At 58.1% G+C, this 25,554-nt stretch carries 29 protein-coding genes; 26 read left to right on the top strand and 3 right to left on the bottom strand.

The features are described 5' to 3' along the window. The first annotated feature begins 162 nt into the window (after positions 1-162). The 4 genes from AAEZ03_RS20255 to sppA are packed head-to-tail and all read left to right on the top strand — an operon-like array spanning position 163 to position 3,119. A complete protein-coding gene (locus tag AAEZ03_RS20255) occupies positions 163-462 on the top strand; it encodes a hypothetical protein (protein WP_148070699.1) in 300 nt (99 codons plus the stop codon). Positions 463-500: 38 nt separating this feature from the next. Then, positions 501-1,457 (top strand): 23S rRNA pseudouridine(955/2504/2580) synthase RluC, encoded by a 957-nt coding sequence (gene rluC, locus AAEZ03_RS20250; protein WP_048389055.1) that lies wholly within the window; start codon positions 501-503, stop codon positions 1,455-1,457. Continuing rightward, positions 1,447-2,109 (top strand): HAD-IA family hydrolase, encoded by a 663-nt coding sequence (locus AAEZ03_RS20245; RefSeq protein ID WP_350581075.1) that lies wholly within the window; start codon positions 1,447-1,449, stop codon positions 2,107-2,109. Before rluC ends, AAEZ03_RS20245 begins: the two co-directional genes overlap by 11 nt. A 20-nt stretch (positions 2,110-2,129) precedes the next feature. Further along, positions 2,130-3,119 carry a signal peptide peptidase SppA gene (gene sppA / locus AAEZ03_RS20240; protein WP_153336927.1) on the top strand — a complete coding sequence of 330 codons (990 nt, stop codon included), beginning with the start codon at positions 2,130-2,132 and terminating at the stop codon, positions 3,117-3,119. A gap of 136 nt (positions 3,120-3,255) precedes the next feature. Here the strand turns inward: sppA and AAEZ03_RS20235 are convergent, their stop codons facing one another. Next, positions 3,256-3,834 carry a Maf family protein gene (locus tag AAEZ03_RS20235; protein WP_350581070.1) on the bottom strand — a complete coding sequence of 193 codons (579 nt, stop codon included), beginning with the start codon at positions 3,832-3,834 and terminating at the stop codon, positions 3,256-3,258. 105 nt (positions 3,835-3,939) lie between these two features. Here AAEZ03_RS20235 and AAEZ03_RS20230 point away from each other — a divergent pair, with 105 nt between their 5' ends. The 16 genes from AAEZ03_RS20230 to AAEZ03_RS20155 all read left to right on the top strand — a co-directional run bounded on the left by AAEZ03_RS20230 (position 3,940) and on the right by AAEZ03_RS20155 (position 17,092). Then, positions 3,940-4,467 carry a YceD family protein gene (locus tag AAEZ03_RS20230; RefSeq protein WP_048373990.1) on the top strand — a complete coding sequence of 176 codons (528 nt, stop codon included), beginning with the start codon at positions 3,940-3,942 and terminating at the stop codon, positions 4,465-4,467. Between the two features lie 13 nt (positions 4,468-4,480). Further along, on the top strand, positions 4,481-4,663 hold the full coding sequence (rpmF, locus tag AAEZ03_RS20225) for a 50S ribosomal protein L32 (RefSeq protein WP_008375086.1): 183 nt from the start codon (positions 4,481-4,483) through the stop codon (positions 4,661-4,663). Between the two features lie 4 nt (positions 4,664-4,667). Beyond that, a complete protein-coding gene (gene plsX / locus AAEZ03_RS20220) occupies positions 4,668-5,678 on the top strand; it encodes a phosphate acyltransferase PlsX (protein ID WP_153335558.1) in 1,011 nt (336 codons plus the stop codon). 126 nt (positions 5,679-5,804) lie between these two features. Then, positions 5,805-6,743, top strand: a complete 939-nt coding sequence (fabD, locus tag AAEZ03_RS20215) for an ACP S-malonyltransferase (protein ID WP_123750188.1) — start codon at positions 5,805-5,807, stop codon at positions 6,741-6,743. 22 nt (positions 6,744-6,765) lie between these two features. After that, complete coding sequence (fabG, locus tag AAEZ03_RS20210) at positions 6,766-7,509, top strand: 3-oxoacyl-ACP reductase FabG (protein WP_048373985.1); 744 nt, start codon at positions 6,766-6,768, stop codon at positions 7,507-7,509. Positions 7,510-7,700: 191 nt separating this feature from the next. Beyond that, entirely contained in the window at positions 7,701-7,937 is a 237-nt protein-coding gene (gene acpP, locus AAEZ03_RS20205; protein ID WP_007987170.1) for an acyl carrier protein, read from the top strand. A gap of 111 nt (positions 7,938-8,048) precedes the next feature. Beyond that, entirely contained in the window at positions 8,049-9,293 is a 1,245-nt protein-coding gene (fabF, locus tag AAEZ03_RS20200; RefSeq protein WP_048373983.1) for a beta-ketoacyl-ACP synthase II, read from the top strand. Continuing rightward, the gene (gene pabC, locus AAEZ03_RS20195; protein WP_350581065.1) at positions 9,293-10,111 is read left to right on the top strand and encodes an aminodeoxychorismate lyase; all 819 of its coding nucleotides are present in this window, start codon (positions 9,293-9,295) and stop codon (positions 10,109-10,111) included. The genes fabF and pabC overlap by 1 nt, the downstream gene beginning before the upstream one ends. 3 nt (positions 10,112-10,114) lie before the next feature. Next, a complete protein-coding gene (gene mltG, locus AAEZ03_RS20190; protein ID WP_278942173.1) occupies positions 10,115-11,236 on the top strand; it encodes an endolytic transglycosylase MltG in 1,122 nt (373 codons plus the stop codon). A 22-nt stretch (positions 11,237-11,258) separates the two neighbouring features. After that, a complete protein-coding gene (gene tmk, locus AAEZ03_RS20185) occupies positions 11,259-11,891 on the top strand; it encodes a dTMP kinase (RefSeq protein WP_350581061.1) in 633 nt (210 codons plus the stop codon). Continuing rightward, entirely contained in the window at positions 11,884-12,870 is a 987-nt protein-coding gene (locus AAEZ03_RS20180) for a DNA polymerase III subunit delta' (RefSeq protein WP_350581058.1), read from the top strand. Before tmk ends, AAEZ03_RS20180 begins: the two co-directional genes overlap by 8 nt. Positions 12,871-12,902: 32 nt before the next feature. Further along, entirely contained in the window at positions 12,903-13,688 is a 786-nt protein-coding gene (locus AAEZ03_RS20175) for a TatD family hydrolase (RefSeq protein WP_350581055.1), read from the top strand. A 415-nt stretch (positions 13,689-14,103) separates the two neighbouring features. Beyond that, complete coding sequence (locus AAEZ03_RS20170) at positions 14,104-14,745, top strand: TetR/AcrR family transcriptional regulator (protein WP_048368789.1); 642 nt, start codon at positions 14,104-14,106, stop codon at positions 14,743-14,745. Positions 14,746-14,858: 113 nt separating this feature from the next. Beyond that, a complete protein-coding gene (locus AAEZ03_RS20165; protein WP_123750194.1) occupies positions 14,859-15,827 on the top strand; it encodes a GTP 3',8-cyclase MoaA in 969 nt (322 codons plus the stop codon). A 77-nt stretch (positions 15,828-15,904) separates the two neighbouring features. Then, on the top strand, positions 15,905-16,510 hold the full coding sequence (locus tag AAEZ03_RS20160; RefSeq protein WP_048389082.1) for a DUF4823 domain-containing protein: 606 nt from the start codon (positions 15,905-15,907) through the stop codon (positions 16,508-16,510). Between the two features lie 15 nt (positions 16,511-16,525). Next, on the top strand, positions 16,526-17,092 hold the full coding sequence (locus tag AAEZ03_RS20155; protein ID WP_350581050.1) for a DUF1285 domain-containing protein: 567 nt from the start codon (positions 16,526-16,528) through the stop codon (positions 17,090-17,092). Positions 17,093-17,168: 76 nt separating this feature from the next. On the opposite strand, the gene AAEZ03_RS20150 is transcribed toward AAEZ03_RS20155, so the two are convergent. Beyond that, positions 17,169-18,233, bottom strand: a complete 1,065-nt coding sequence (locus AAEZ03_RS20150) for an NAD(P)-dependent alcohol dehydrogenase (protein WP_048389097.1) — start codon at positions 18,231-18,233, stop codon at positions 17,169-17,171. A 179-nt stretch (positions 18,234-18,412) separates the two neighbouring features. Here AAEZ03_RS20150 and AAEZ03_RS20145 point away from each other — a divergent pair, with 179 nt between their 5' ends. Next, the gene (locus AAEZ03_RS20145; protein WP_048368784.1) at positions 18,413-19,306 is read left to right on the top strand and encodes an AraC family transcriptional regulator; all 894 of its coding nucleotides are present in this window, start codon (positions 18,413-18,415) and stop codon (positions 19,304-19,306) included. Between the two features lie 107 nt (positions 19,307-19,413). Here AAEZ03_RS20145 and AAEZ03_RS20140 read toward each other — a convergent pair whose 3' ends face one another. After that, entirely contained in the window at positions 19,414-21,078 is a 1,665-nt protein-coding gene (locus tag AAEZ03_RS20140; RefSeq protein WP_350581045.1) for an electron transfer flavoprotein-ubiquinone oxidoreductase, read from the bottom strand. Positions 21,079-21,603: 525 nt separating this feature from the next. Here AAEZ03_RS20140 and AAEZ03_RS20135 point away from each other — a divergent pair. The 5 genes from AAEZ03_RS20135 to AAEZ03_RS20115 all read left to right on the top strand — a co-directional run bounded on the left by AAEZ03_RS20135 (position 21,604) and on the right by AAEZ03_RS20115 (position 25,421). Then, on the top strand, positions 21,604-22,353 hold the full coding sequence (locus AAEZ03_RS20135; RefSeq protein WP_048368782.1) for an electron transfer flavoprotein subunit beta/FixA family protein: 750 nt from the start codon (positions 21,604-21,606) through the stop codon (positions 22,351-22,353). A gap of 2 nt (positions 22,354-22,355) precedes the next feature. After that, positions 22,356-23,285 carry an electron transfer flavoprotein subunit alpha/FixB family protein gene (locus AAEZ03_RS20130; protein WP_048368781.1) on the top strand — a complete coding sequence of 310 codons (930 nt, stop codon included), beginning with the start codon at positions 22,356-22,358 and terminating at the stop codon, positions 23,283-23,285. Positions 23,286-23,424: 139 nt separating this feature from the next. Beyond that, positions 23,425-24,243, top strand: a complete 819-nt coding sequence (locus tag AAEZ03_RS20125; RefSeq protein WP_153335568.1) for a substrate-binding periplasmic protein — start codon at positions 23,425-23,427, stop codon at positions 24,241-24,243. A 9-nt stretch (positions 24,244-24,252) separates the two neighbouring features. Beyond that, positions 24,253-24,609: a DUF4398 domain-containing protein gene (locus tag AAEZ03_RS20120; RefSeq protein ID WP_048368779.1), complete on the top strand. Its 357-nt coding sequence runs from the start codon at positions 24,253-24,255 to the stop codon at positions 24,607-24,609. Further along, a complete protein-coding gene (locus tag AAEZ03_RS20115) occupies positions 24,606-25,421 on the top strand; it encodes an OmpA family protein (RefSeq protein ID WP_350581039.1) in 816 nt (271 codons plus the stop codon). Before AAEZ03_RS20120 ends, AAEZ03_RS20115 begins: the two co-directional genes overlap by 4 nt. The last annotated feature ends 133 nt before the right edge of the window (positions 25,422-25,554 follow it).

Genomic DNA, 25,554 nt, shown 5'->3' with positions numbered 1-25,554 from the left:
CTGTGGACGAGATGAAGCGTCTTGATAAAGCCTATTGCTACACAGTCCGGCGGTTGTGCATCTCCACCCTACACGTATCCTTGATAATTCGGGTGCTGCCGCGCGCAGAATCCGCAGCGGGTTGGCATTTACCGTGTTCTCCAAAAGGGGAGTTCACGCATCATGGCTAATAAAGGCGATGGTTTCCGAAACAATCGCTCGAAAAACCCGAAGCTGACTGCACTTTGTGAACTGGCCGTGAATATCGGCGTAAAAGGCGAGTTTGCACTCTGCTTTCCAGGCTCGCTTCAGGCCTCATGTCACCTGCGCTTGTTACAACTCCAAGTGTTCCGTATGCAGCAAAAGCCCCGTAGGACGGCCTTCCGTCCTCGTGAAGAGCGTTGGTCAGGGTCGGTTATTCACCGTTATACCGCTGTCCAGGCCGCTTTTGGCGGCGTTCGCGACTATAGCAGTAATGATTAAGTGCTTCAATTCCATAAAAAATTGTTATCATCCGCGCCATGACGACGACTACCCCCCCGACCCCCAGCGTTCAGCTGCTTGAGGTCACGCCGGAATATGCCGGCCAACGCATCGATAATTTCCTCCTCGCACGGCTCAAGGGTGTTCCCAAGACCTTGATTTACCGCATTTTGCGTAAAGGCGAAGTGCGCGTGAACAAGGGCCGGATCAAGCCTGAGTACAAGCTGCAGGCGGGCGATATCGTGCGCGTGCCACCCGTTCGGGTGCCTGAGCGCGATGAGCCAGTGCCAGTGGCGCAAGGTTTGTTACAGCGCCTTGAAGCGGCCATTGTCTACGAAGACAAGGCGCTGATTGTGCTCAATAAACCCGCCGGTATCGCGGTGCACGGCGGCAGCGGCTTGAATTTTGGCGTGATTGAAGCCTTTCGTCAGTTGCGTCCGGAAATCAAAGAGCTTGAGCTTGTGCATCGCCTGGACCGTGATACTTCCGGCCTGCTGATGATTGCGAAAAAGCGCAGCATGTTGCGCCATTTGCACGAAGCCTTGCGCGGTGACGGTATCGACAAGCGCTATATGGCGCTGGTGCGTGGGCGCTGGGAAACCTCGATCAAGCAGGTGCGTGCGCCGCTGATGAAGAGCAATCTGCGTTCGGGCGAGCGTATGGTCGAGGTGAACGAGGAGGGCAAGGAGTCGGTGACCGTGTTCAAGGTGCTGCGCCGTTTCGGCGATTTTGCCACCATGGTCGAGGCCAAGCCGATTACCGGGCGTACCCACCAGATTCGCGTGCACACGCTGCATGCGGGTCATTGTATTGCCGGTGACACCAAGTACGGCGATGAAGACTTCTCCAAAGAAATTCGTGATCTGGGCGGCAAGCGTTTGTTCTTGCATGCCTACATGCTGACCGTGCCGCTGCCGGACGGTGGCGAGTTGAAGTTACAGGCTCCGGTTGACGATATGTGGGCCAAAACAGTGGAGCGTCTGAGTGCTGAGTGAGTACAAGCTGCTGATCTTCGATTGGGATGGCACGCTGGCCGATTCTGTGGGGCGGATTGTCACGGCGATGCGAGTCGCCGCGCAGCGCACAGGTCGTCCTGAGCGCGATGAAATGGCCATTCGCGGGATTATCGGCTTGGGTTTGCCCGAGGCCATCCTGACGCTTTATCCGGACATGGCTGAGCCAGAAATGGTTGTTTTTCGTCAGCATTACGCTGACGTCTATATCGCCATGGATGAGCAGCCTTCACCGTTGTTTGCAGGGGTGGCTGACACCCTTGAGGCGTTCCGGGCTGACGGCTACCGTTTGGCCGTTGCGACGGGCAAGGCCCGTCGCGGGCTTGATCGTGTGCTGAAGGTGCATGGCTGGGAACGCTTTTTCGACGTCACCCGGGCGGCGGACGAAACCGCCAGCAAGCCGAACCCTTTGATGCTTAATCAGATCCTCGCCCATTGTGATGTGCCGCCGAGCCAGGCGTTGATGGTCGGGGATGCGTCCTTTGACCTGCTGATGGCGCGCAATGCCGGTATCGACTCGGTTGCGGTGAGCTATGGTGCTCAACCAGTGGAGCGTTTGCTGACGTTTGAACCGCGCCTGGCAATTGATAAGTTTCCCGAATTGCGTACCTGGCTGGGTCGGCAGGTTAAATAAAGTCTTTGCAGGGGTAGAGCATGGTTGATCAATGGAAGGCGCCGGCTGAAGGCGAGCCGACAGTCGGTGATGATAAAAGCTGGAAGCTGCTGGAAAAGACTTTGTTGGCGGGTGTGCAGGAGCAGCGTCGTGCGCGCCGCTGGGGCATCTTTTTCAAGTCGCTGACTTTCCTGTACCTGATCGCGATGCTGTTTTTGTTTACCCCGTTGATGGACATGGAGCGCAATGCAACCAAGGGCGCCGGTTATACCGCGCTGATTGATGTGCAGGGTGTGATTGCGGACAAAGAAGCTGCCAGCGCCGATAACCTGATCACCAGCTTGCGCGCAGCTTTTGATGATCCCAAGGTCAAAGGTGTGGTGCTGCGCATTAACAGCCCTGGCGGCAGCCCGGTGCAGTCGGGTTATGTATATGACGAAATACGTCGTCTGCGTGGTTTGCACCCTGACACCAAGGTGTATGCAGTGATTTCTGACCTGGGTGCTTCGGGTGCGTATTACATTGCCAGTGCGGCTGATGAGATTTATGCCGACAAGGCGAGCCTGGTGGGTTCGATCGGTGTGACGGCGGCAGGTTTCGGCTTTGTCGGAGCCATGGAAAAGTTGGGGGTTCAGCGTCGTGCCTACACCTCGGGTGAGCACAAGGCTTTTCTTGATCCGTTCGAGCCTGAAAAGCCGGATGAAACCAAGTTTTGGCAGGGTGTGCTGAACGTTACCCACGAACAGTTCATTGCCAGCGTCAAGCAGGGGCGTGGCGATCGCCTGAAAGACAAGGATCACCCGGAGTTGTTCTCTGGTCTGGTCTGGACCGGGCAGCAAGCCTTGCCGCTGGGGCTGATCGACGGCCTGGGCAGTGCCAGTTCGGTGGCGCGTGATGTGATCGGTGAAAAAGAGCTGGTCGATTTCACTGTGCAAGAATCGGCGCTTGACCGCTTCTCGAAAAAGCTGGGTGCCAGCGTGGCTGAGAAACTGGCCATGTGGATGGGTTTTCAAGGCCCGACACTGCGCTGATCGTTAGGCTCCAAAAAAACCGGCCTGAATGGCCGGTTTTTTTTATGGCTGAAAATCAGCCCGTAGGAGCGAGCCTCGCGATCTTTTGATCTTTTAAAAGATCGCGAGGCAAGCTCGCTCCTACAGTTTCAGTTGGTCAAGGTAGGGCGACGCCTTGCGCCAGCAGCATGTCGACCAGGCGTATCAATGGCAGGCCGACCAAGCTGGTGGCGTCATCGCCTTCGGTGCGCTGGAACAGGCTCACGCCCAGGCCTTCTGCTTTAAAGCTGCCAGCGCAGTCGTAGGGTTCTTCGGCGTGCAGGTAGCGTTCTATCTGTTCGGCGTTCAAGTGGCGCATGTGCACGGTAAACGGTACGCAGTCGGTCTGGTAATGCCCGGTCTGGCTGTGGAGCAGGGTCAGGCCGGTCAGAAAGCTCACGCTGGCGCCGCTGGCGTTCAGCAATTGCTGGCGAGCCTTGTCGAAGGTGTGAGGTTTGCCGATGATCTGACCATTGAGTACCGCGACTTGATCAGAGCCGATAATCAGGTGCGCCGGATGGCTGGCGGCAAGGACTTGGGCCTTTTCCAGGGACAGGCGCTGGACCAGCTCAAGAGCAGACTCGCCGGGGCGATGGCTCTCGTCGATGTCGGGTGAGCTGCAGGTGAAGGGCAGGCGCAGGCGCGACAGTAAATCGCGACGATAAACCGAGCTTGAAGCGAGTAATAGAGGTAACATGCGCGACTCCTGTAGGCGGCCAGGAATTCTAACGAGAGTATCGGTTGTCGCACAGGCACAATTTCCTTTGACACGTGAGGGGCTCGTCCCTAGAATGCTGCGCCTATGTTGAATGACCCGATTCCATCTCACGTTGACCCGCGCAAATTAGCTGATCGCGGCACTACCCTTGAAGGTGAAGTGCTGCTGGCTGATTTGGAGAGACTCTGCGACCCTCTCGCCGACGATGTCGGTGTGGTCCAGGCTAAATTTGTTTTTGAGCGCGACGAGCGAAGATCTGTGGTAATCCACAGCTCCATCGATGTCGAGGTCAAAATGGTTTGCCAGCGTTGTCTTGAGCTGGTCACCCTGCCGATCCACAGCGAATGCAGTTATGCCGTGGTGAAGGAGGGTGCGAATACCCAGTCGTTACCGAAAGGTTATGACGTGCTGGAACTGGGCGAAGATCCTTTGGATCTGCATGCATTGATAGAAGAAGAGCTTCTGCTCGCCTTGCCTATCGTGCCTGCTCATCATCCGGAAGAATGCCAGCAGCCGGCGGGTCTCGACGAGCCCGAACCAGCCGAGGACGAGGTAACGCGGTCCAACCCGTTCAGTGTATTGGCGCAGTTAAAGCGTGACCCAAACGTTTAGGAGTTAATCAATTATGGCTGTTCAGCAGAACAAAAAATCCCGCTCTGCCCGTGACATGCGTCGTTCGCACGATGCTCTTTCGGCTAGCACTCTGTCTGTAGAAAAAACCACTGGTGAAGTTCACCTGCGTCACCACGTATCGCCAGAAGGCGTATACCGTGGTCGTAAAGTGATCGACAAGGGCGCTGACGAGTAATCACTTGTCCGTTCAGGTCATCGCGATCGACGCAATGGGCGGGGACTTCGGTCCCCGCAGCATTGTTCAGGCCTGCATTGCTTGCCTGTCTGCTACGCCCTCGCTGCATCTGACCCTCGTTGGTCAACCCTCCCTGCTTGAAGAATTGATCAGTAGCCATTCGGCTGTGGATCGCTCGCGCCTGACTATTACCCCAGCCTCTGAAGTGATCTCCATGAGTGAGCGGCCTTCGCATGCGTTGCGCAGCAAGCCGGACTCCTCGATGCGGGTGGCTCTGGAGTTGTTACGTGATGGCAAGGTCCAGGCGTGTGTGAGTTCCGGCAATACCGGTGCGCTGATGGCGTTGTCCCGGCATGTGCTCAAGACCTTGCCTGGCATTGATCGCCCGGCGATGGTCGCGGCAGTTCCCACCCAGACCGGCTATTGCCAGGTACTGGATCTGGGGGCCAATGTCGATTGCACCGCTGAGCAGTTGTTTCAGTTTGCGCTGATGGGTTCGGTGGCGGCGCAGGCGTTGGGCATTAGCCGGCCCCGCGTTGCCTTGCTCAATATTGGTACTGAAGACGTCAAGGGCAATCAGCAGGTCAAGGAGGCAGCGGCTTTGTTGCAGGCGGCCTCGGGGTTGCACTACATCGGTTATGTAGAGGGCGATGGGGTGTATCGCGGTGAGGCGGATGTGGTGGTTTGTGATGGATTTGTCGGCAACATATTGCTCAAGTCCAGCGAAGGCCTGGCGACGATGATTTCGAGTCGGCTAGAGGCGGTGTTCAAGCGCACGTTGTTCAGTCGCTTTGTGGGGGCGTTGGCATTGCCGTTGATGCGTCGCCTGCAAGCCGATCTGGCGCCCGCCCGGCATAACGGGGCGAGCTTTTTGGGGTTGCAGGGCATTGTGATCAAGAGTCACGGTTCGGCAGGTGCTCAGGGCTTTCAAAGTGCGATAGAGCGTGCATTGATTGAAATCCATGAAGACCTGCCAAAGCGTTTACATGGACGTCTTGAAGGGTTGTTACCGTAGGCGTTTTGTTGGGCGAGTGCTTAAATGTGACCGCTCAGTCGAAACAGCCATCCAACTGTCAGTTTCTTGCGTCTGCCACTGCGCGACGTCAATTCACCGACGACAAGATCATTAGGGGCTTGTTACATGTCTACATCCCTCGCATTCGTCTTTCCAGGGCAGGGTTCGCAGTCCCTCGGCATGTTGGCCGAGCTGGGCGCGGCACATCCGCTGGTCCTGGAAACATTTAAAGAAGCGTCTGACGCTCTAGGGTATGACCTGTGGGCGTTGACCCAGAACGGTCCTGCCGAACAGCTCAACCAAACCGACATTACTCAGCCTGCAATCCTGACGGCCTCTATCGCCTTGTGGCGTCTGTGGCTGGCTGAAGGTGGCAAGCGTCCTGACTTTGTTGCAGGCCATAGCCTGGGCGAGTACAGCGCACTGGTGGCGGCGGGTTGCTTGAGCCTCGCGGATGCTGTGAAGCTGGTTGAGCGCCGTGGTCGCCTGATGCAGGAAGCCGTACCGGCCGGTCAGGGCGCCATGGCGGCGATTCTGGGGCTGGACGACGCTGTGGTTATTGATGCGTGTGCTAAAGCCGCGCAGGGCGAAGTGGTCAGCGCGGTGAATTTCAACTCGCCGGGTCAGGTGGTTATCGCCGGTGCCAAAGCGGCTGTTGAGCGTGCCATGGAGCTGTGCAAAGCCGCTGGCGCCAAGCGCGCCTTGCCGTTGCCGGTGAGCGTGCCTTCGCACTGCGAGCTGATGCGACCTGCGGCTGAGCGTTTTGCCGAGTCTATCGAAGCGATCGACTGGCAAGCGCCGCAGATCAAGCTGGTACAAAACGTCAGCGCGGCGATCGCCCCGGATCTGGCTACTCTCAAACGCGATTTGCTTGAGCAACTGTACAAGCCGGTGCGCTGGGTTGAGTCGGTTCAGACGCTGGCGGCCAACGGCCCGGTTGATTTGGTTGAATGCGGACCGGGCAAAGTCCTGGTGGGCATCAGCAAACGTTGCGCTGAAGGCGTGACGACGCACAATTTGAACACCCCGGATGCCTTCGCTGCCGCTCGTGCAGCGCTGGTCTGAATCTGAATTAGGAGAAGCCTGCATGAGCTTGCAAGGTAAAGTTGCACTGGTAACGGGCGCTAGCCGTGGCATTGGTCAGGCTATCGCGTTGGAGTTGGGTCGTCAGGGCGCCGTGGTCATCGGCACCGCGACTTCGGCTTCCGGTGCCGAGCGTATTGCTGCCACCCTGAAAGAAAACGGTGTTCAAGGCACTGGCATGGAACTCAACGTCACCAGCGACGAATCCGTTGCTGCGGTGTTGGCGAGCATTCAGGAGCAATTCGGGGCGCCGGCCATTTTGGTCAATAATGCCGGCATCACCCGCGATAACCTGATGATGCGCATGAAAGATGACGAGTGGCATGATGTTGTCGATACCAACCTGAACAGTCTGTTCCGCTTGTCCAAGGGCGTTTTGCGCGGCATGACCAAGGCCCGTTGGGGACGAATTATCAGTATTGGCTCGGTTGTGGGTGCCATGGGCAACGCAGGCCAAGTAAACTATGCCGCCGCCAAGGCAGGCCTTGAAGGTTTTAGCCGTGCATTGGCACGTGAAGTGGGCTCGCGCTCGATCACTGTCAACTCGGTAGCACCAGGGTTCATCGACACCGATATGACCCGTGAACTGCCAGAAGCACAGCGCGAAGCCTTGCTGACGCAGATTCCGCTGGGCCGTTTGGGCCAGGCTCAAGAGATCGCAAATGTGGTCGCTTTCCTGGCTTCTGACGGTGCAGCCTACGTGACAGGAGCTACAATTCCGGTCAACGGCGGGATGTACATGAGTTAAATGTGACGGATTGCTTCAAAAAAATGTCATACGAGCTGTCTAAAATCCGTTATAAAGCTGCAATCTATTTATAGGTAGCCGGTGAATGATGGGTAAGTACAAAGCTTTCAGTTGAAAAACTGAAAAGCCTTTCGATACACTTGCCCACTGGCCAGCTGCCTGAATTTGTCCATTAGGAGTGAAAACAAGGTATGAGCACCATCGAAGAACGCGTCAAGAAAATCGTTGCCGAGCAACTGGGCGTTAAAGAAGAAGAAGTGGTTAACACTGCTTCCTTCGTTGAAGACCTGGGCGCCGACTCCCTTGACACCGTTGAGCTTGTGATGGCTCTGGAAGAGGAATTCGAGACTGAGATTCCTGACGAAGAAGCTGAAAAGATCACTACTGTACAAGCCGCTATCGATTACGTTACTGCCCACCAGGCGTAATAGTTTGTAATCGCTGCGCGCTGTCATGGAAAAACCGCACTGCCGCTCTGGCGTGCGGTTTTTTCTTTAGGTGTGATGCAAAGTGTCGTCAATAGAATAAAGGAGAGTGCTGTGTCGCGTAGACGCGTCGTAGTCACCGGTATGGGGATGTTGTCGCCACTGGGTGCAGATGTACCAAGCACCTGGCAAGGCATTCTGGCAGGCCGAAGTGGCATTGGTCTGATCGAACACACGGATCTTTCTGCCTATTCCACCCGTTTTGGCGGCTCGGTACAGGGCTTTAACGTTGAGGATTACCTCTCCGTCAAAGAGGCCCGCAAACTTGACCTGTTTATTCAGTACGGTTTGGCAGCTGGCTTTCAGGCGGTGCGTAACGCCGGGCTTGAAGTCACCGATGCCAATCGCGAACGTATTGGTGTGGCGATGGGGTCGGGTATTGGCGGTTTGACCAATATCGAAGAAACCAGCCGTACCTTGCATGATCAAGGCCCTCGACGGATTTCTCCGTTTTTTGTGCCGGGTTCGATCATCAATATGATTTCCGGTTTTCTGTCTATCCACTTGGGTACACAGGGACCTAACTATGCTGTGTCGACGGCGTGTACCACAGGTACACACTGCATCGGCATGGCTGCACGCAACATTGCCTACGGCGAAGCTGACGTGATGATTGCCGGTGGTGCCGAAATGGCCGCCTGCGGTCTGGGCATGGGCGGCTTTGGTGCCTCCCGTGCGCTGTCGACCCGTAATGACGACCCGACGCGGGCGAGCCGTCCGTGGGACAAAGGCCGTGATGGCTTTGTACTGTCTGACGGTGCCGGTGCGCTGGTCCTCGAAGAGCTGGAACACGCCAAGGCGCGTGGCGCGACCATTTATGCCGAACTGATTGGTTTTGGCATGAGCGGCGATGCGTTCCACATGACCTCGCCACCGGCTGACGGTGCGGGCGCTGCGCGTTGCATCACCAATGCCTTGCGTGACGCCAACGTGAACGTTGATCAGGTGCAGTACATCAACGCCCACGGCACCTCGACGCCTGCAGGCGACCTGGCAGAAGTGTCGGCCATCAAGTCGGTGTTTGGCGACCACGCCTACAAGCTGGCGGTGAGCTCGACCAAGTCGATGACCGGTCACTTGCTGGGTGCAGCAGGCGCGGTTGAAGCGATCTTCAGCGTACTGGCGATCAACAGCCAGGTGGCGCCGCCGACCATCAACCTCGACGAGCCTGATGAAGGCTGCGACCTGGACTTTGTCGCGCACACCGCGCGCGAAATGCCGATCGACGTCGTGCTGTCCAACTCCTTCGGTTTTGGTGGCACCAACGGCTCGCTGGTGTTCCGCCGGTACGCCGACTGATGCAAAGCTGGGTCGACGGTCAGCCGGCGAGCGCCCTGGCGTCGCTGAAAGACCGTGGGCTGGCCTACGGCGATGGTCTGTTTGAGACCATCGCGGTCAAGGCTGGCCAGCCGTTGCTGCTGGACCTGCACTTGCAGCGTCTGGCGCATGGCTGTTCCCGTTTGGCGATGGCTGCGGATCACACCTTGATCCGCAGCGAATTGCTGGCCTATGCGCAAGCGATGGGCGAGGGCGTCCTTAAACTTATCCTGACCCGCGGCGACAGCCTGCGCGGTTACAGCTTCACTGCCGAGGCTCAACCTCGACGAATTCTTCAAGCCAGCCCTGCTGCTGCCTACCCTGAAGCCTATGGGGCACACGGGGTCCAGCTGTTTGACTGCGCCACCCGTTTAGCTGAGCAGCCGCTGTTGGCGGGGCTCAAACACCTCAATCGCCTTGAACAGGTGATTGCGCGCTCCGAATGGCAAGACCCGGCCTACGCCGAGGGATTGATGCGCGATACGTCGGGGCGAGTGATTGAAGGGGTGTTTAGCAACCTGTTTTTAGTCCGCGACGGCGGCTTGATCACCGCCGACCTGCAGCGTTGCGGTGTGGCCGGTGTGATGCGTGCCGCTTTGTTGGCGCACGCCGAACAACTGGCCATCCCGTGCCAAATCACTGACATCAGCCTTGCCCAGTTGCGGCAGGCCGATGAAGTCTTCCTCTGCAACAGCGTGTATGGCATTTGGCCCGTGCGCGCGTTTGCAGACCTGAGCTGGCCGGTGGGGCCGCTCACCCGTAAACTGCAAGGCATTGCTCGCACCTTACTGGATGTTTGATACGTGAAACGCAAATTCTTGGTGCTGCTGGAGATGGGTCTGGTGCTGGCGGGCTTGCTGCTGGGCGCAAGCGCCTGGAAGCTCGACTCGGCGCTGGAACAGCCACTGAACCTGACGCAAGAGCAACTGCTTGACGTACCGGCGGGCGCTACCCCGACCGGCACCTTTAACCGGCTTGAAGCGGACAAAACGCTCCAGGATGCGTTCTGGCTGCGGTTGTACTGGCGCTTCAACATGGCGGGCCAGCCTTTGCACAGCGGCGAGTACCGCATGACGCCGGGCATGACCGCGCAAGACCTGATTGGTTTGTGGCAGCGGGGCGAAGTGGTGCAATACAGCCTGACCCTGGTCGAAGGCTGGAATTTTCGCCAAGTACGCAGCGCCCTGGCCAAGCATGAAAAAATCGAGCAGACCCTCGACGGCCTGAGCGACAGCGAAGTCATGGCCAAGCTCGGGCATCCGGGGGAATTCCCCGAAGGCCGGTTCTTCCCGGACACCTATCGCTTTGTGCGCGGCATGACGGACGCTCAGTTGCTCCAAAAAGCCTACGACCGCCTCGAAAAAGTCTTGGCGCAGGAGTGGGAAAAACGCGACGCCGACTTGCCCTATGACGATCCTTACAAAGCGTTGATCATGGCCTCGCTGATTGAAAAAGAAACCGGTGTGCCGCAAGAGCGCGGGCAAATTGCCGGGGTCTTTGTGCGCCGAATGAAAATCGGCATGCCGCTGCAAACCGATCCGACCGTGATCTATGGCCTCGGTGAGCGTTACAACGGCAAACTGACCCGCGCCCACTTGCGCGAGCCGACGCCGTATAACACCTACACGATTCCCGGCATGCCGCCGACACCGATTGCCATGGTCGGGCGCGAAGCGATTAATGCGGCCTTGCATCCGGTGGCGGGCAGCAGCCTGTACTTTGTGGCCAGGGGCGATGGCAGCCACACGTTTTCTGACACGCTGGATGCGCACAACAACGCAGTGCGCGAATACCAGATCAAACGCCGTGCTGACTACCGTTCAAGCCCTGCACCCGTGCCGGCGCCTGCGGCAGAACCGGCCACTGACTCGGCGCCTGCCGTCGAACCGGCACCCGCTGAGCAACCAGCGCCAAGCCCGCAATGACATTGATTAAGGAAAGCTGCCTGTGACTGGCCTGTTTATTACCCTGGAAGGCCCCGAAGGCGCGGGCAAGAGCACTAACCGCGAGTATCTGGCTGAGCGTTTGCGCGAAGCGGGTATCGACGTGGTTTTGACCCGCGAACCCGGCGGCACACCGCTGGCTGAAAAGATTCGCGAGTTGCTGTTGGCGCCCAGCGATGAAGCCATGTGTGCCGACACTGAGCTGCTGCTGGTGTTTGCCGCCCGTGCCCAGCATTTGGCCGAAGTGATTCGCCCGGCGCTGGCGCGGGGCGCCGTGGTGCTGTGCGATCGCTTCACCGATGCCACTTACGCGTATCAGGGCGGCGGCCGTGGTTTGTCACAGGAGCGCATTGCGACCCTGGAAGCCTTCGTTCAAGGGGCTTTGCGCCCGGACCTGACCCTGGTCTTTGACCTGCCGATTGAGGTGGGCATGGCCCGCGCCAGCGCCCGGGGCCGGCTGGACCGCTTCGAACAGGAAGGCCGTACCTTCTTTGATGCGGTGCGCAGCACCTACCTAGCTCGTGCGCAGGCCGCGCCCGAGCGCTACCGGCTGATCGATGCCGCGCAATCACTGGACAATGTGCAGGGGCAACTAGATCGCTTGTTGCCGCACGTGCTGGATGTGTGCCGTGGCTGAAGCTTATCCATGGCAGGACGGTCTGTGGCAGCAACTGGCGGGGCGTGAACAGCATGCCCACGCGTATCTGCTGCACGGACCTGCGGGCATCGGCAAGCGGGCGCTGGCTGAACGCCTGATGGTGCGCCTGCTGTGTCAGTCGCCTGTCGGGCTTGATGCGTGCGGCCAGTGCAAATCCTGCTTGTTGCTGGCAGCTGGTAGCCACCCGGACAACTATATCCTTGAGCCTGAAGAAGCCGACAAGCCGATCAAGGTCGACCAGGTGCGTGATCTGGTTAGCTTTGTGGTGCAAACCGCGCAACTGGGCGGGCGCAAGGTGGTGCTGGTTGAGCCGGTCGAGGCCATGAATATCAATGCGGCCAACGCATTGCTCAAAAGCCTTGAAGAGCCGTCCGGCAATACGGTTTTGTTGTTGGTCAGCCACCAGTCGAGCCGTTTGTTGCCGACCATTCGCAGCCGCTGCGTGCAGCAAGCCTGCCCATTGCCCAGCGCCGCCATGAGCGAGCAGTGGCTGGCCGGCGCCTTGCCTGCATGCAGCAGTGATGAGCGGGCGCAGCTGTTAACGTTGGCCGCGGGTTCGCCGTTGGCGGCGGTCAAGTTGCAGGCGCAAGGTGTGCGTGAGCAACGGGCTGCGGTCGTGGACGGGGTCAAAAAGCTGCTCAAGCGTGAAGCCTCGGCCACTCAATTGGCTGAAGGCTGGAATGCCATTCCTTTGCTGTTGTTGTTTGACTGGTTTTGCGATTGGTCGAGCCTGATCTTGCGTTACCAGTTGACCGAGGACGAAACCGGCCTGGGGCTGGAAGACATGCGCAAAGTGTTGCAATACCTGGCGCAGAAAACCCCGCAGGACAAAGTCTTGGCTATTCAGGACTGGATCCTTGCCCAGCGCCAAAAAGTATTGGGCAAGGCCAACCTCAACCGTGTGTTGTTGCTGGAAGCTTTACTGGTGCAATGGGCAAGCCTGCCCGGCCAGCGCTGATTTGATTGATTTGATGAGCAGGTAATTTTTGTATGTTGGTTGACTCCCATTGCCACCTCGATCGTCTTGACCTGAACGCTCACGACGGTTCGCTCGACGCCGCCCTTGAGGCTGCGCGCCAGCGGGGCGTCGGGCATTTCCTGTGCATTGGCGTGAGCGCCGACAACGCCGCAGACGTCAAAGCCCTGACCGAGCGTTATGCCGATGTGGATTGCTCGGTGGGCGTGCACCCGCTGGACGTGCAGCCGGGGGCGGCGCCTGCATTGGACTGGCTGCTGGGTGAGTTAAACCACCCGCAGGTGGTGGCGATTGGTGAAACCGGTCTGGACTACCACTACGAGCCTGAAGCGGCCGAGCTGCAACAGCTGTCGTTTCGGGTTCATCTGGAAGCGGCGCAGCAGACCGGCAAGCCGGTGGTGATCCACACCCGTGGCGCCCGCGCTGACACCCTGGCCATGCTGCGCGAGGCGGCACTGCCCCAGGCAGGTGTGCTGCACTGCTTCACTGAAGACTGGGGCATGGCCAAGGCGGCATTGGACATGGGTTATTACATCTCGTTGTCGGGGATTGTGACCTTTCGCAACGCCGATGCGTTGCGCGATGTTGCCAGCAAGGTGCCAGCGGATCGCTTGCTGGTCGAAACCGATTCGCCTTACCTGGCGCCCATCCCTCATCGCGGCAAGCCGAATCTGCCGCAATACGTGCGTGAAGTGGCAGAGTTTCTGGCTATGTTGCGCGGTGAGTCCTACGAGCGCTTCGCCGAGCAGACCACCGAAAACTTCAAGCGCCTGTTCCCGCTGGCCCGCGTTAAAGCTTAAACCTGCCGATACCCCTGTAGGAGTGAGCTTGCCTCGCGATCTTTTGGAAAATCAAAAGATCGCGAGGCAAGCTCGCTCCTACAAAGAAAAAGGCAAAAAAAACCCGGACTCTGGGGAATCCGGGTTAAGACCATTAGGAGTAAAACAGAGGTGCACATCCAGTGCTGCCTCAAATGCCGGCGTGGCATTTGGGGGGATGTAACGCCGACAAGGTAAGTATTGGTCAGCTTTGTCGAACGTCCAGTGACGCATTGGTCGTTTTTTAAACAGATTTGGAATACTCGCAATTCGTTTGAGTACGCTTCTGTGGCTCTGTGTTCAGCTGTAAACATCCAGCGGTAGGATGGTCCGTGCAATTTAGCGTGACTAATGCATAATACTCCGCTTCTATTTTGACCCCTACAGACCTTTTCTTATGCACAAAGAACCCCGTAAGGTCCGTGAGTTTCGTCGCCGCGAGCAAGAAATTCTCGATACCGCGCTCAAGCTGTTCCTCGAACAAGGTGAAGACAGCGTCACCGTCGAGATGATTGCTGATGCCGTGGGTATTGGCAAAGGCACGATCTACAAGCACTTCAAGTCCAAGGCCGAGATCTATCTGCGGCTGATGCTCGACTACGAGCGCGACTTGAACACGTTGCTGCACTCCGCAGATGTGGACAAAGACAAAGAGGCGCTGTCCCGTGCCTACTTTGAATTTCGCATGCGCGATCCTCAGCGCTATCGGCTGTTTGATCGCCTGGAAGAAAAGGTCGTCAAAGGCAACCAGGTGCCTGAGCTGGTTGAAGAACTGCACAAAATCCGCGCGTCCAACTTTGAACACCTGACCCTGCTGATCAAAGGCCGGATTAGCGAAGGCAAGCTCGAAGACGTCCCGCCTTACTTCCACTATTGCGCCGCCTGGGCGTTGGTGCACGGCGCCGTGGCGCTGTATCACTCGCCGTTCTGGAGCAATGTGCTGGAAGATCAGGAAGGCTTTTTCCAGTTCCTGATGGACATCGGCGTGCGCATGGGCAACAAGCGCAAACGTGACACGGACACGCCTGCGGTCGAGTAATTTGCTGACATGGCCGAATGCCGTGAGGTCTATACTCGGGCTTGGGGCGTAGCAGAACATGACGCGTAAGTCCTGTTCTGCTGTGGCCCTTATTCCTCGCGCCGGAGCCCTCCATGATTGTTGATCGCCAAGGCAGACGCTTTCGCAATTTGCGTATCAGTCTGACCTCTGCCTGTAACTACGCCTGCACTTACTGTGTGCCGAACGGCAAGCGGCTGGTCGCGGCGCAGGACGAGCTGTCGGCCGAAGCCATGGTGCGTGGGGTCGCTTACCTGATTGAAGCGGCCGGGATTGAGCGCTTGCGCATCACCGGCGGCGAGCCGCTGGTCAGTCCCAAACTTGAAACCTTTATGCGTGAAGTTGGCCAGTTGGGTTTGAGTGATATCAGCCTGACCACAAACGGCCAGTTGCTTGCGCGTAAATTGCCGTTACTGCTCAACGCTGGCATTCGTCGACTCAACGTTTCCCTGGATACCCTCGACCCTGTGGCGTTCCGCCGAATTGCCCGTGGCGGCGATTTGCCGACGGTGCTCGACGGGATGCGGCAAGCCCGTGCCGCCGGCATGAACATCAAGGTCAATATGGTGCCGCTGCGCGGTCAAAACCTTGATCAAGTCATGCCCTTGCTGGACTACTGCCTTGAGCAAGGATACGAGCTGCGTTTTATCGAACTCATGCGCATGGGCCACTTGGCCAGTGACGGCAACGGTTTTTTGCAGCAGTTCGTCAGCCTGCAACAATTGCTCACCTTGATCGGCGAACGTTACGAATACCTGCAAGCCGACGCGCCCATGGATGCCACGGCAGTGCGCTATCACATCCCGGATCACGGCTATTTTGGCGTCATCGCCAACGAAAGCGTGCCGTTCTGTCGGACCTGCTCGCGTTTGCGCCTGTCGTCGACGGGTTGGCTGCATGGCTGTTTGTCGTCGAGCAATCGTCATTATGTCGGTGACCTGCTCAACAAGCCGCGCCACGAAGCCTTGCCAGCGCTGCAAGGGCTGCTGATGAAAGCGTTGGGCGACAAGCAGGACATTGCGTTTTCAGGTGGCGCCACGGTGATGAAGATCATCGGCGGCTGAAGGCACTCAAACTGGCGCGCAAACTGCATTACGCGACTATTCGCCGGTTTTCTGTCGCCGGCCATCGGGAGAATAGAATGCGTAGTCTGGTTGGGGGGCTGGCTGTTTTGGCGCTGAGCGGCTGTATGACGGTCAGCGACATGGGCGAGGGCGTGCGTTATCAGATGAGCGACGCCGGGTTGCTCGATCACAGCAATACGCGCCGCAGCAATTCGCTGCGCATTCAACCAGATTCCTTTATCTACATCGCCCAAGGGGCGTTTGCGCCTGTGGGCGACCCGTACGTTCGGCCCAACGTGGTGGCCGAAGAAGCCTTTAACGGCTTTGTTGAATACTTCCCCATGGTACGCCGGGCCAAGGCACCGGAAGGGCTGGACGCCGCCATGGCCGAAGCCCGCGGCTTTGGTGCGCACTACCTGCTGTACACCCGTTTCGCCCGGGCGGACGACCGTATTGGCAACAGCGACGAATGGCTCGATCAAGAAGAAATCAGCCGCCTGGGTGTCGACAGTGGCGTGATCCAGGTCATGTTGATTGAAACCAGCACTCAGTACCTGATCGACACCGCGACCATCCGCAGCCGTGGCGGCTTGCTGACGTTCCACGACAACAAGCCCGAAGACCTGATCGGCCCGCCGCTGGCTAAGTACGCGCGCAGCTTGATAGGCTTGAGCGATCAATAAGTCAAGGAGAGCAGCATGAGTGAGCCGGTAGACGTCAGTAACCTGTTGGCGCAAATCCCCAAGGCCGACAAGGGGCTGCCTCCGGTTCATCTGTGGGACACGGCTTTTTGTGGCGATATCGACATGCGCATCGCCCGTGATGGCACTTGGTACTACATGGGCACGCCAATTGGGCGCAAGCCAATGGTCAAACTGTTCTCGACCATTATTCGCCGTGATGGCGATGACTACTTTTTAATCACACCCGTGGAAAAGGTGGGCATCACCGTCGATGATGCGCCGTTTGTGGCGGTCACTCTGGCAGTAGAAGGGCAGGGCGAGCAGCAAGTGCTGCGCTTTACCACCAACGTGGATGAACTGATCACGGCAGACAAAGAACACCCGTTGCGCATCGAGATCGACCCCGAGACACAAGAGCCCGCGCCTTACCTGCTGGTGCGGCGTAATCTGGAAGCGTTGATCCATCGCAACGTGTTCTACCAACTGGTCGAATTGGCCGAGTCACGCACCCTCGACGGCCAGAACTGGCTGGGTGTGTGGAGCAGCGGCGAATTCTTCGTCATCGGCCCGGAGCCGGACTAAAACCCAGTCCTTGTCTCGCGATCTTTTAACGATCAAAAGATCGCGAGACAAGCTCGCTCCTACAGGGTGGCGGTGGTTAAGCCTTCAGGGTTTTCATGTCGATCACAAAGCGATATTTGACGTCGCCTTTCACCACGCGCTCGAACGCCTCGTTGATGTTTTTGATGTCGAGCATTTCGATGTCGCAGGTGATGCCGTTGGCTGCGCTGAAGTCGAGCATTTCTTGGGTTTCAGCAATGCCGCCAATCAACGAGCCAGCCAGTACGCGACGCTTGAACACCAGGTTGAACGCATCCAGTGCCGGGTCAACCGGTTCGATCAGGCCCACGAGGATGTGTACGCCGTCAAAACGCAGGGTTTCGAGGTAGGGGTTGAGGTCGTGAGGGACCGGGATGGTGTCCAGCAGGAAGTCGAAGCGGTCGGCTGCGGCTTTCATTTGCTCCGGGTCGGTGGACACGATCACGTGATCGGCACCTTGTTTGTAGGCTTCTTCCGCCTTGGCCGCCGAGCGGGTGAACAGGGTCACTTCTGCGCCCATGGCCTTGGCAAACTTGATGCCCATGTGGCCCAGGCCGCCCATGCCCAGAACGCCAACCTTATCGCCCGCTTCTACGCCGTAGTGCTGCAGCGGCGAGTAGGTGGTGATACCGGCGCACAGCAGCGGGGCAGCGCTGGCCGGGTCCAGGTTTTCAGGGATGCGCACGACAAAGTGCTCGCTCACCACGATGCTGTCTGAGTAACCGCCCATGGTGTTGGTGCCGTCGACCCGGTCTGGCGTGCAGTAGGTCATGGTCGCGCCTTCCAGGCAGTATTGCTCAAGGTCTTCTTTACAGGCCGAGCATTCGCGGCACGAGTCAACCATGCAGCCCACGCCAACGAGGTCGCCGACTTTGTGCTTGGTGACGTTGTCGCCGATAGCGGTGACTTTGCCGACGATCTCGTGGCCCGGCATCACCGGGTACACCGCAAAGCCCCACTCGTTGCGCGCTTGGTGGATGTCTGAGTGGCAGACGCCGCAGTACAGGACTTCGATGGCTACGTCGTCCGGGCGCGGTGCGCGGCGGTTGAACTGCATCGGAGCAAGTGGCGCTGAAGAGGTTTGAGCGGCATAGCCGATGGCGTTGTAAGTGACGTTAGACATGGGAAACCTCGAATAGCGATAGCTGTGAACAGGGCGCAAGTGTGCGCCCGCAGTCCTTGCAGGACTATGACGATTCCTCCGCGTGTCATGCCTATTCGTCCGAACTCGCGGAGCAACTGTCGCTTTATTGATCAATTCTGCGAAGATGCGGCGATCTATTACTGCTGTGAATTATTTCCATGTTTTTAACGCGTCACCGCGATGAGAACGCCACGCTGGTGTCCCTTATCAAACCGCTGGCCAACCGCCTGGGCTTTGTTCCGACCCTGATGCCTGAGGTGCGCGTGGTGTCGGCCTGCAACACCGTGGCGCGGATGCCGCAGATCTATGAGCCGAGCCTGATGGTCATCGCCCAGGGCAGCAAGGTGGCCTATCTGGGCACCCGGACCATGGAGTACGGCGCCGGACATTACCTGGTGCAGGCCTTGTCGGTGCCGTTTGAGTGCGAAACCTTTGCCTCTGAAGAGATGCCGCTGCTGGGCGTCGCGATCAGCATTGACCGGGCGGTGCTCGGAGAATTAGTGCTGGCCATGGGCCTGGACCCTGAGCGCAGCATCGCCCAGACCCCGGAGTCCATGACCTCGGCGGTGCTGGATGATGAGATGCGTCAGTCGGTTGAGCGTTTGTTGCGCTGCCTGCATGACCCGCTGGAGTGCCGGATCATGGGCCGGGCGCGCTTGCGCGAAGTCTTGTTCGCCGCCTTACGCGGTCCGCAAGCCAGCGTGTTGCGGGCGTTGGTTGAGCAGCAGGGTCAGTTTGCCCGGGTAGCGGCCTCGCTGACCCATTTGCATGAGCATTTTGCCGAGCCGTTGAATGTTGAGACCTTGGCCCGTTGCGCGAACATGAGCGCGTCGACCTTTCATGAGCACTTCAAGCGCAGCACATTGCTGTCGCCGGTACAGTACCTCAAACGCCTGCGCCTGTTGCGGGCGCAGCAGCTGCTGTTAAGCAATGAAGGCTTGGGTGTGGCGCAAGTGGCTGAGCGTGTGGGTTACCAGAGCACTTCTCAGTTCAGTCGCGAGTACAAACGCTATTTTGAGCGCAGCCCGGGGTGTGAAAGCTCGGTGTGCTGAGCGCCTGGATCATGGCCCGCTATCTTTTTAAAAGATCAAAAGATCGCGAGCAAGCTCGCTCCTACAGGGGGTAGGTATTAAAAAGGCTCCCGAAGGAGCCTTTTGACTTACATGTTCGGGTAAGTCGGGCCGCCAGCACCTTCCGGGGTTACCCAGGTGATGTTCTGCGACGGGTCTTTGATGTCGCAGGTTTTGCAGTGCACGCAGTTTTGCGAGTTGATCTGGAAACGCTTCTCGCCGCTTTCCTGGGTAATCACTTCATACACGCCAGCCGGGCAGTAACGCTGGGCAGGTTCGTCGTAGAGCGGCAGGTTAACGTCGATCGGAATGCTCGCGTCACGCAGCTTGAGGTGGCACGGCTGTTCTTCTTCGTGGTTGGTGCTGGAGAGGAAGACCGAGCTGAGTTTGTCGAAACTGAGTTTGCCGTCCGGTTTCGGGTAGTCGATTTTTTTGCAGTCTTTGGCCAGCTTCAGGCAAGCATAGTCTGGCTTGGTGTCGTGCAGGGTGAACGGCAGTTTGCCGCCGAAGAAGTTCTGATCGACCCAGTTGAAGCCTGCGCCCATCAGCGGGCCGAACTTGTGCATCGCCGGGCCGAAGTTGCGGCTGGCGAACAGTTCTTCGAACAACCAGCTGGCTTTGAAAGACTCAACGTAAGTGTTGAGTGCATCACCGCCTTCGGAGCCTGCAAACAGCGAGTCGGCCACGGCGTCGGCAGCGAGCATGCCGGACTTCATGGCGGTGTGGCTGCCTTTGATCTTGGCCACGTTCATGGTGCCCAGATCGCAACCGATCAGTGCGCCACCGTTGAAGACCATCTTAGGCAGCGAGTTCAGGCCGCCTTTAGCCAGTGCGCGTGCGCCGTAGCTGATGCGTTTGCCGCCTTCCAGGTACTGCTTGAGGACCGGGTGGTGCTTGAGGCGCTGGAACTCATCGAACGGCGACAGGAAGGTGTTGCTGTAGGACAGGTCGACGATCAGACCGACCACGACCTGGTTGTTTTCCAGGTGATAGAGGAACGAACCGCCAGTGTTTTCGTTGCTGGTGATGTCCAGCGGCCAGCCAGCGGTGTGTACGACCAGGCCAGGCTGGTGCTTGGCAGGATCGATTTCCCAGATTTCTTTCAGGCCGATGCCGTAGTGCTGGCTGTCGGCGTCGCTGTCGAGCTTGAAGCGTTCGATCAGTTGCTTGCCCAAATGGCCGCGGCAGCCTTCTGCGAACAAGGTGTACTTGCCGCGCAGTTCCATGCCGGGGGTGTACAGACCTTCTTTCGGCTTGCCTTCGCGGTCAACGCCCAGGTCGCCGGTGATGATCCCGCGAACCACGTTGTTTTCGTCGAACAGTACTTCTTGGGCGGCGAAGCCCGGGTAGATTTCTACGCCCAGGTTCTCGGCCTGCTGCGCCAGCCAGCGGCACAGGTTGCCCAGGGAAATAATGTAGTTGCCTTCGTTGTGCATGGTTTTAGGCACAAAGAAGTCAGGTACTTTTGTCGCTGCGCTGTCGCTGCGCAGTACATAAATGTCATCACGGGTCACCGGCGTGTTCAGCGGTGCGCCGAGTTCTTTCCAGTCCGGGAACAATTCGTTCAGGGCGCGAGGTTCAAATACCGCACCGGACAGAATGTGAGCGCCGACTTCGGAGCCTTTTTCAACCACGCAGACGCTGATTTCTTTACCGGCTTCGGCGGCCTTCTGCTTAAGACGGCAGGCGGCGGACAAACCGGCAGGGCCGGCGCCGACGATGACCACGTCGAATTCCATGTATTCGCGTTCCACAGGCTATCTCCTACTCAAGGCTCAACGGTGTTTTCTAATTGGAGGTTTGGCGTTTCATCCATTATTCCCTCGCTTTGCAGTCGAAGACGCAATGGATGAGGCGCCGCTCTCTCTATGGGCGCGCATTATATCTACACCACTAGCAGCGTCCAATACAAACGTTTGTTTGAATTCGCTGCAAGCCAGACAAATCAATGACACGCGGCTCAAAAGTGGCCGATTTGCTGTATTGACCGCAAATGGCGTTCCGGTCAAGATACGGGCGGTTTTGCGCTCGCCGTAGGCTGATTGTTGGTTTCAAGAGCACCTCTAAAGACAGGGCACAGGCATAAACGTGCAGGAGCCTGACATTTTTTGAGCGGAGTTTACACGTCCTTTTGGTGGATGACTTGGTAGTCACACCTGACAGACGGTCGCACGGGAAGGGCATAGCAACGATCTTTGGAGGTGCCCTTGTGCTGATGAGCATCAACCGCCAGGTTCGCCTAGGCGACTTTCTTTTCACCGGAGAGTAACGAGGAATCCATGAAGGTTCTTGTAGCTGTCAAACGAGTGGTCGATTACAACGTTAAAGTACGCGTCAAGGCGGACAATTCCGGCGTTGACCTCGCCAACGTCAAGATGTCGATGAACCCCTTCTGCGAAATCGCTGTGGAAGAAGCCGTACGCCTGAAAGAAAAAGGTGTTGCGACTGAAATCGTCGTCGTCTCCATCGGCCCGACTACCGCTCAAGAGCAACTGCGCACCGCGCTGGCTCTGGGTGCCGATCGCGCCATCCTCGTCGAATCCGCCGAAGACCTGACCTCGCTGGCCGTGGCCAAGCTGCTCAAGGCTGTGGTCGACAAGGAACAGCCTCAGCTGGTGATCCTGGGTAAACAGGCCATCGACAGCGACAACAACCAAACGGGCCAGATGCTGGCTGCGCTGACCGGTTACGGTCAGGGTACCTTCGCTTCTAAAGTAGAAGTGTCGGGCGACAAGGTTGCTGTGACCCGTGAAATCGACGGCGGCGCGCAAACTGTTTCGCTGAGCCTGCCGGCCATCGTCACCACCGACCTGCGTTTGAACGAGCCGCGCTACGCGTCTCTGCCAAACATCATGAAAGCCAAGAAGAAGCCGCTGGAAGTGCTGACGCCAGACGCGTTGGGCGTTTCGACGGCTTCGACCAACAAAACCGTGAAAGTTGAAGCACCGGCTGCACGCAGCGCGGGCATCAAGGTCAAGTCGGTGGCTGAACTGGTCGAGAAACTGAAAAACGAAGCGAAGGTAATCTGACAATGACTATCTTGGTAATCGCAGAACACGACGGCAAAGTACTGGCTCCGGCCACACTGAACACCGTAGCCGCCGCTGCCAAAATCGGTGGCGATATCAACGTCCTGGTGGCAGGCCAAGGCATTGGCGCAGTCGCTGAAGCGGCCGCAAAAATTGCTGGCGTGGCTAAAGTGCTGGTGGCAGACAACGCCGCTTACGCGCATCAACTGCCAGAAAACGTTGCTCCGCTGGTCGCTGAGCTGGGTAAAGGTTACAGCCACATCCTGGCGGCCGCGACCTCCAACGGCAAAAACATCCTGCCGCGCGTTGCTGCGCAACTGGACGTTGACCAGATCTCCGAGATCGTTTCGGTGGTCAGCGCTGACACCTTCACTCGCCCAATCTACGCCGGTAACGCCATTGCGACCGTGCAGTCGACTGCGCCAGTCAAAGTGATCACCGTGCGTGCGACCGGTTTCGACCCGGTTGCTGCTGAAGGTGGTTCGGCTGCTGTTGAAGCAGTGGCAGCGGTACACGATGCAGGCACTTCGTCGTTCGTTGGCGAAGAACTGGCCAAGTCGGATCGCCCTGAGCTGACCGCAGCCAAAATCGTCGTTTCTGGCGGTCGCGGCATGCAAAACGGTGACAACTTCAAACACCTGTACGCTCTGGCCGACAAGCTGGGCGCTGCTGTGGGCGCCTCGCGTGCTGCAGTTGACGCAGGTTTTGTACCCAACGACATGCAGGTCGGCCAGACCGGCAAAATCGTTGCGCCACAGCTGTACATCGCCGTTGGTATCTCTGGCGCGATCCAACACTTGGCCGGTATGAAAGACTCCAAAGTGATCGTTGCGATCAACAAGGACGAAGAAGCGCCGATCTTCCAGGTAGCCGATTACGGTCTGGTGGCGGACTTGTTCGAAGCAGTACCTGAGCTGGAGAAACTGGTTTAATCCAGTCGCTTCACTTATACAGAGCCCGGTTATCCGGGCTGTCAGGAAGGGCAGAGCACTCAGTGTTCAGCTTTCTCTTAACAGCCTGAATGACCGGGTTTTTTTATGCGTTTGAATGATCCACGTGGAGCGTAGGAATATGGATGTGCGTAAGGTAAGCAGGTTGTTGTTGGGGTTGGCATTGATACCTTTGCTGTCCGAAGCTGCGGGTAAATGCGAGCGCCTGATCGTGACTGGCAGCCCCGATGCACCACCGTATCTGTGGCGCGACCCTGCCAATCCGACCCATTTGATCGGTGCCAGCGCTGATCTGTTACAGCACGCTGCCGAGGAGCTGGGCATCAAGGTTGAGGTGCTGTATGCCGGCAAGCGTTCCCAGGCTCAGGACGAAGTGCGCACCGGGCGCATGGACATGCTGCTTGATGCGCCGCTGACCCTGGCCGGGCTGAACTCCCTGGATTACATCCACCCGCCGCTGGTGCGTAACGATTACCTGGTGTGGACGCGCAAAGACTCGGCCTTGCACTACGAAACCCCGGCTGACTTGCACGGGCATACCGGGGCGCTCTCCGAGAAGGCCCGGCTGACCGAATCTTTTGACGCTTTTGCGCAACGTCAGCTCACCCTCAAGCCGCAACCCAGCCTGACCCAGGCGTTTCAAAAGCTGTTGCTGGGCCAGGTCGAATACGTTTTGGCCGGGCGTTATGCCGGCATGGCGACGGCGCAAACCTTGGGCATCGCCGATGACTTGCAAGCGCATTCGCAACCGATTGATCAGCCGGGGCTGTTTTTGGCGGTCTCCCATGACTCAGCGTGCAATGAACCGTGGTTACGCGGACAGCTCGCCAAAAAGATGACAGAATTGCCCGCCTCCGGCATGGCCGAGGCCGCTCTGCAGCGCAATCTGGAGCGGTGGAAATCGCAACTGCAGCAACCGCTCAGCGCCCCAAAACAGTAGGAATTTTTAGTGACGATTCGACCTCTTTTCGCAGCCCTGGCTGTTATGGCTCTGGCGGGGTGTGCGAACGACCCTGCACCGAATCAACAAATACGCTTGAGCGAACAAGCCTTGGAGCAAGCCAGGGCGGTCGGCGCGAATGCCGACGATATGCCTGAACTCAAACAGGCTGAAGACAAGCTGGCCCATGCCCAGGCCGATATGCTTGAAGAGTCCTACAAAGACGCGCGTCTGCAGGCCGAGCAGGCTGAGCTTGATGCTCGCCTGGCCGAGGCGCGGGTTCTGACGCAAAAAAGCCAGGAACAATTGAACGTGCTCAACACCCGCATTACCCGCTTGCGCAAACAACTGGCGGAGGCCCAATGAGCCTCAAATCCAGTGTGTTCAGCAGTGCCGTGTTGTTAGGCAGCATCAGCCTGGCCGGTTGCGCCGGGCATCACAGCGGCGAGCAGGCCTTGCAGCAGGCCAACAGTGATTTCCAGGCGGTTAAAGAAGACAGCAACGTCTTGCGCATTGCGCCTAAAGACGTGATTCGCGCCGGTGAATCGCTGGCCCGCGCCGACCGCTTGTCCAGCTACTGGGGCAGTGGCGAAGATGTGGTGCATTACGCCTATCTCAGCCAGCGTTATAGCGAGATTGCCCGTGAGCACACGCAAAAAGTGCTCAATGAGGAGCGTGCGGCCAAGCTCGAGCTGGAGCGCCAGCGCCTGCAACTGGCCTTGCGCGAAGCCAAGTTGCTGAGTGTTCAGCAGCAGGGCAAGTGGCTGGAAGAGCAAATCATCAGCCTGGCGACCACGCAGACTGACCGTGGGTTGGTCATGACCTTGGGCGACGTGTTGTTTGATACCGGCGAAGCGGACCTGAAAAACTCGGCTAACCGCACAGTCCTCAAGCTGGTGCAGTTTCTGCAATTGAATCCCAAGCGCATCGTGCGCATTGAGGGGTACACCGACAACACTGGTGGTACAGAAGACAACCTCACCCTGTCGCTGGCGCGGGCCCAGACCGTAGCCGATACGCTGGTCGACCTGGGGATCGACGAAAAGCGCATTCAAGTGGCCGGTTATGGCGACCAGTACCCGGTAGACGTCAACGCCACCGAGCGCGGCCGTGCGCAGAATCGTCGGGTTGAAATCGTCTTCTCTGACGAAAAAGGCCAGTTGGGCGCCGCTCGCTAAGCGCAACACCGTCCTGTAGGAGCGAGCTTGCCTCGCGATCTGTTAAACGATCAAAAGATCGCGAGGCAAGCTCTTGCCTACAGATAGGCGCAGGTCCGCTTAAACTGCTTGCGCTACGCGCAACTGGTGCTTG

Origin of the sequence: Pseudomonas sp. HY2-MNA-CIBAN-0224, assembly GCF_040310285.1 — a bacterium.
GTDB classification, from domain to species: domain Bacteria; phylum Pseudomonadota; class Gammaproteobacteria; order Pseudomonadales; family Pseudomonadaceae; genus Aquipseudomonas; species Aquipseudomonas helleri.
This window is presented reverse-complemented; position numbering and strand designations above follow the sequence as displayed.

What these genes read in the sequence shown, in the direction of transcription:
- AAEZ03_RS20125 (WP_153335568.1), top strand. Translation starts at nt 23,425, where the DNA reads ATGGATGTGCGTAAGGTAAGCAGGTTGTTGTTGGGGTTGGCATTGATA.
- rluC (WP_048389055.1), top strand. Translation starts at nt 501, where the DNA reads ATGACGACGACTACCCCCCCGACCCCCAGCGTTCAGCTGCTTGAGGTC.
- AAEZ03_RS20235 (WP_350581070.1), bottom strand. Translation starts at nt 3,834, where the DNA reads ATGTTACCTCTATTACTCGCTTCAAGCTCGGTTTATCGTCGCGATTTA.
- fabG (WP_048373985.1), top strand. Translation starts at nt 6,766, where the DNA reads ATGAGCTTGCAAGGTAAAGTTGCACTGGTAACGGGCGCTAGCCGTGGC.
- AAEZ03_RS20135 (WP_048368782.1), top strand. Translation starts at nt 21,604, where the DNA reads ATGAAGGTTCTTGTAGCTGTCAAACGAGTGGTCGATTACAACGTTAAA.
- pabC (WP_350581065.1), top strand. Translation starts at nt 9,293, where the DNA reads ATGCAAAGCTGGGTCGACGGTCAGCCGGCGAGCGCCCTGGCGTCGCTG.
- AAEZ03_RS20130 (WP_048368781.1), top strand. Translation starts at nt 22,356, where the DNA reads ATGACTATCTTGGTAATCGCAGAACACGACGGCAAAGTACTGGCTCCG.
- AAEZ03_RS20160 (WP_048389082.1), top strand. Translation starts at nt 15,905, where the DNA reads ATGCGTAGTCTGGTTGGGGGGCTGGCTGTTTTGGCGCTGAGCGGCTGT.
- AAEZ03_RS20115 (WP_350581039.1), top strand. Translation starts at nt 24,606, where the DNA reads ATGAGCCTCAAATCCAGTGTGTTCAGCAGTGCCGTGTTGTTAGGCAGC.
- sppA (WP_153336927.1), top strand. Translation starts at nt 2,130, where the DNA reads ATGGTTGATCAATGGAAGGCGCCGGCTGAAGGCGAGCCGACAGTCGGT.
- AAEZ03_RS20175 (WP_350581055.1), top strand. Translation starts at nt 12,903, where the DNA reads ATGTTGGTTGACTCCCATTGCCACCTCGATCGTCTTGACCTGAACGCT.
- fabD (WP_123750188.1), top strand. Translation starts at nt 5,805, where the DNA reads ATGTCTACATCCCTCGCATTCGTCTTTCCAGGGCAGGGTTCGCAGTCC.
- rpmF (WP_008375086.1), top strand. Translation starts at nt 4,481, where the DNA reads ATGGCTGTTCAGCAGAACAAAAAATCCCGCTCTGCCCGTGACATGCGT.
- AAEZ03_RS20155 (WP_350581050.1), top strand. Translation starts at nt 16,526, where the DNA reads ATGAGTGAGCCGGTAGACGTCAGTAACCTGTTGGCGCAAATCCCCAAG.
- AAEZ03_RS20150 (WP_048389097.1), bottom strand. Translation starts at nt 18,233, where the DNA reads ATGTCTAACGTCACTTACAACGCCATCGGCTATGCCGCTCAAACCTCT.
- acpP (WP_007987170.1), top strand. Translation starts at nt 7,701, where the DNA reads ATGAGCACCATCGAAGAACGCGTCAAGAAAATCGTTGCCGAGCAACTG.
- AAEZ03_RS20230 (WP_048373990.1), top strand. Translation starts at nt 3,940, where the DNA reads ATGTTGAATGACCCGATTCCATCTCACGTTGACCCGCGCAAATTAGCT.
- AAEZ03_RS20170 (WP_048368789.1), top strand. Translation starts at nt 14,104, where the DNA reads ATGCACAAAGAACCCCGTAAGGTCCGTGAGTTTCGTCGCCGCGAGCAA.
- AAEZ03_RS20255 (WP_148070699.1), top strand. Translation starts at nt 163, where the DNA reads ATGGCTAATAAAGGCGATGGTTTCCGAAACAATCGCTCGAAAAACCCG.
- AAEZ03_RS20165 (WP_123750194.1), top strand. Translation starts at nt 14,859, where the DNA reads ATGATTGTTGATCGCCAAGGCAGACGCTTTCGCAATTTGCGTATCAGT.
- AAEZ03_RS20145 (WP_048368784.1), top strand. Translation starts at nt 18,413, where the DNA reads ATGTTTTTAACGCGTCACCGCGATGAGAACGCCACGCTGGTGTCCCTT.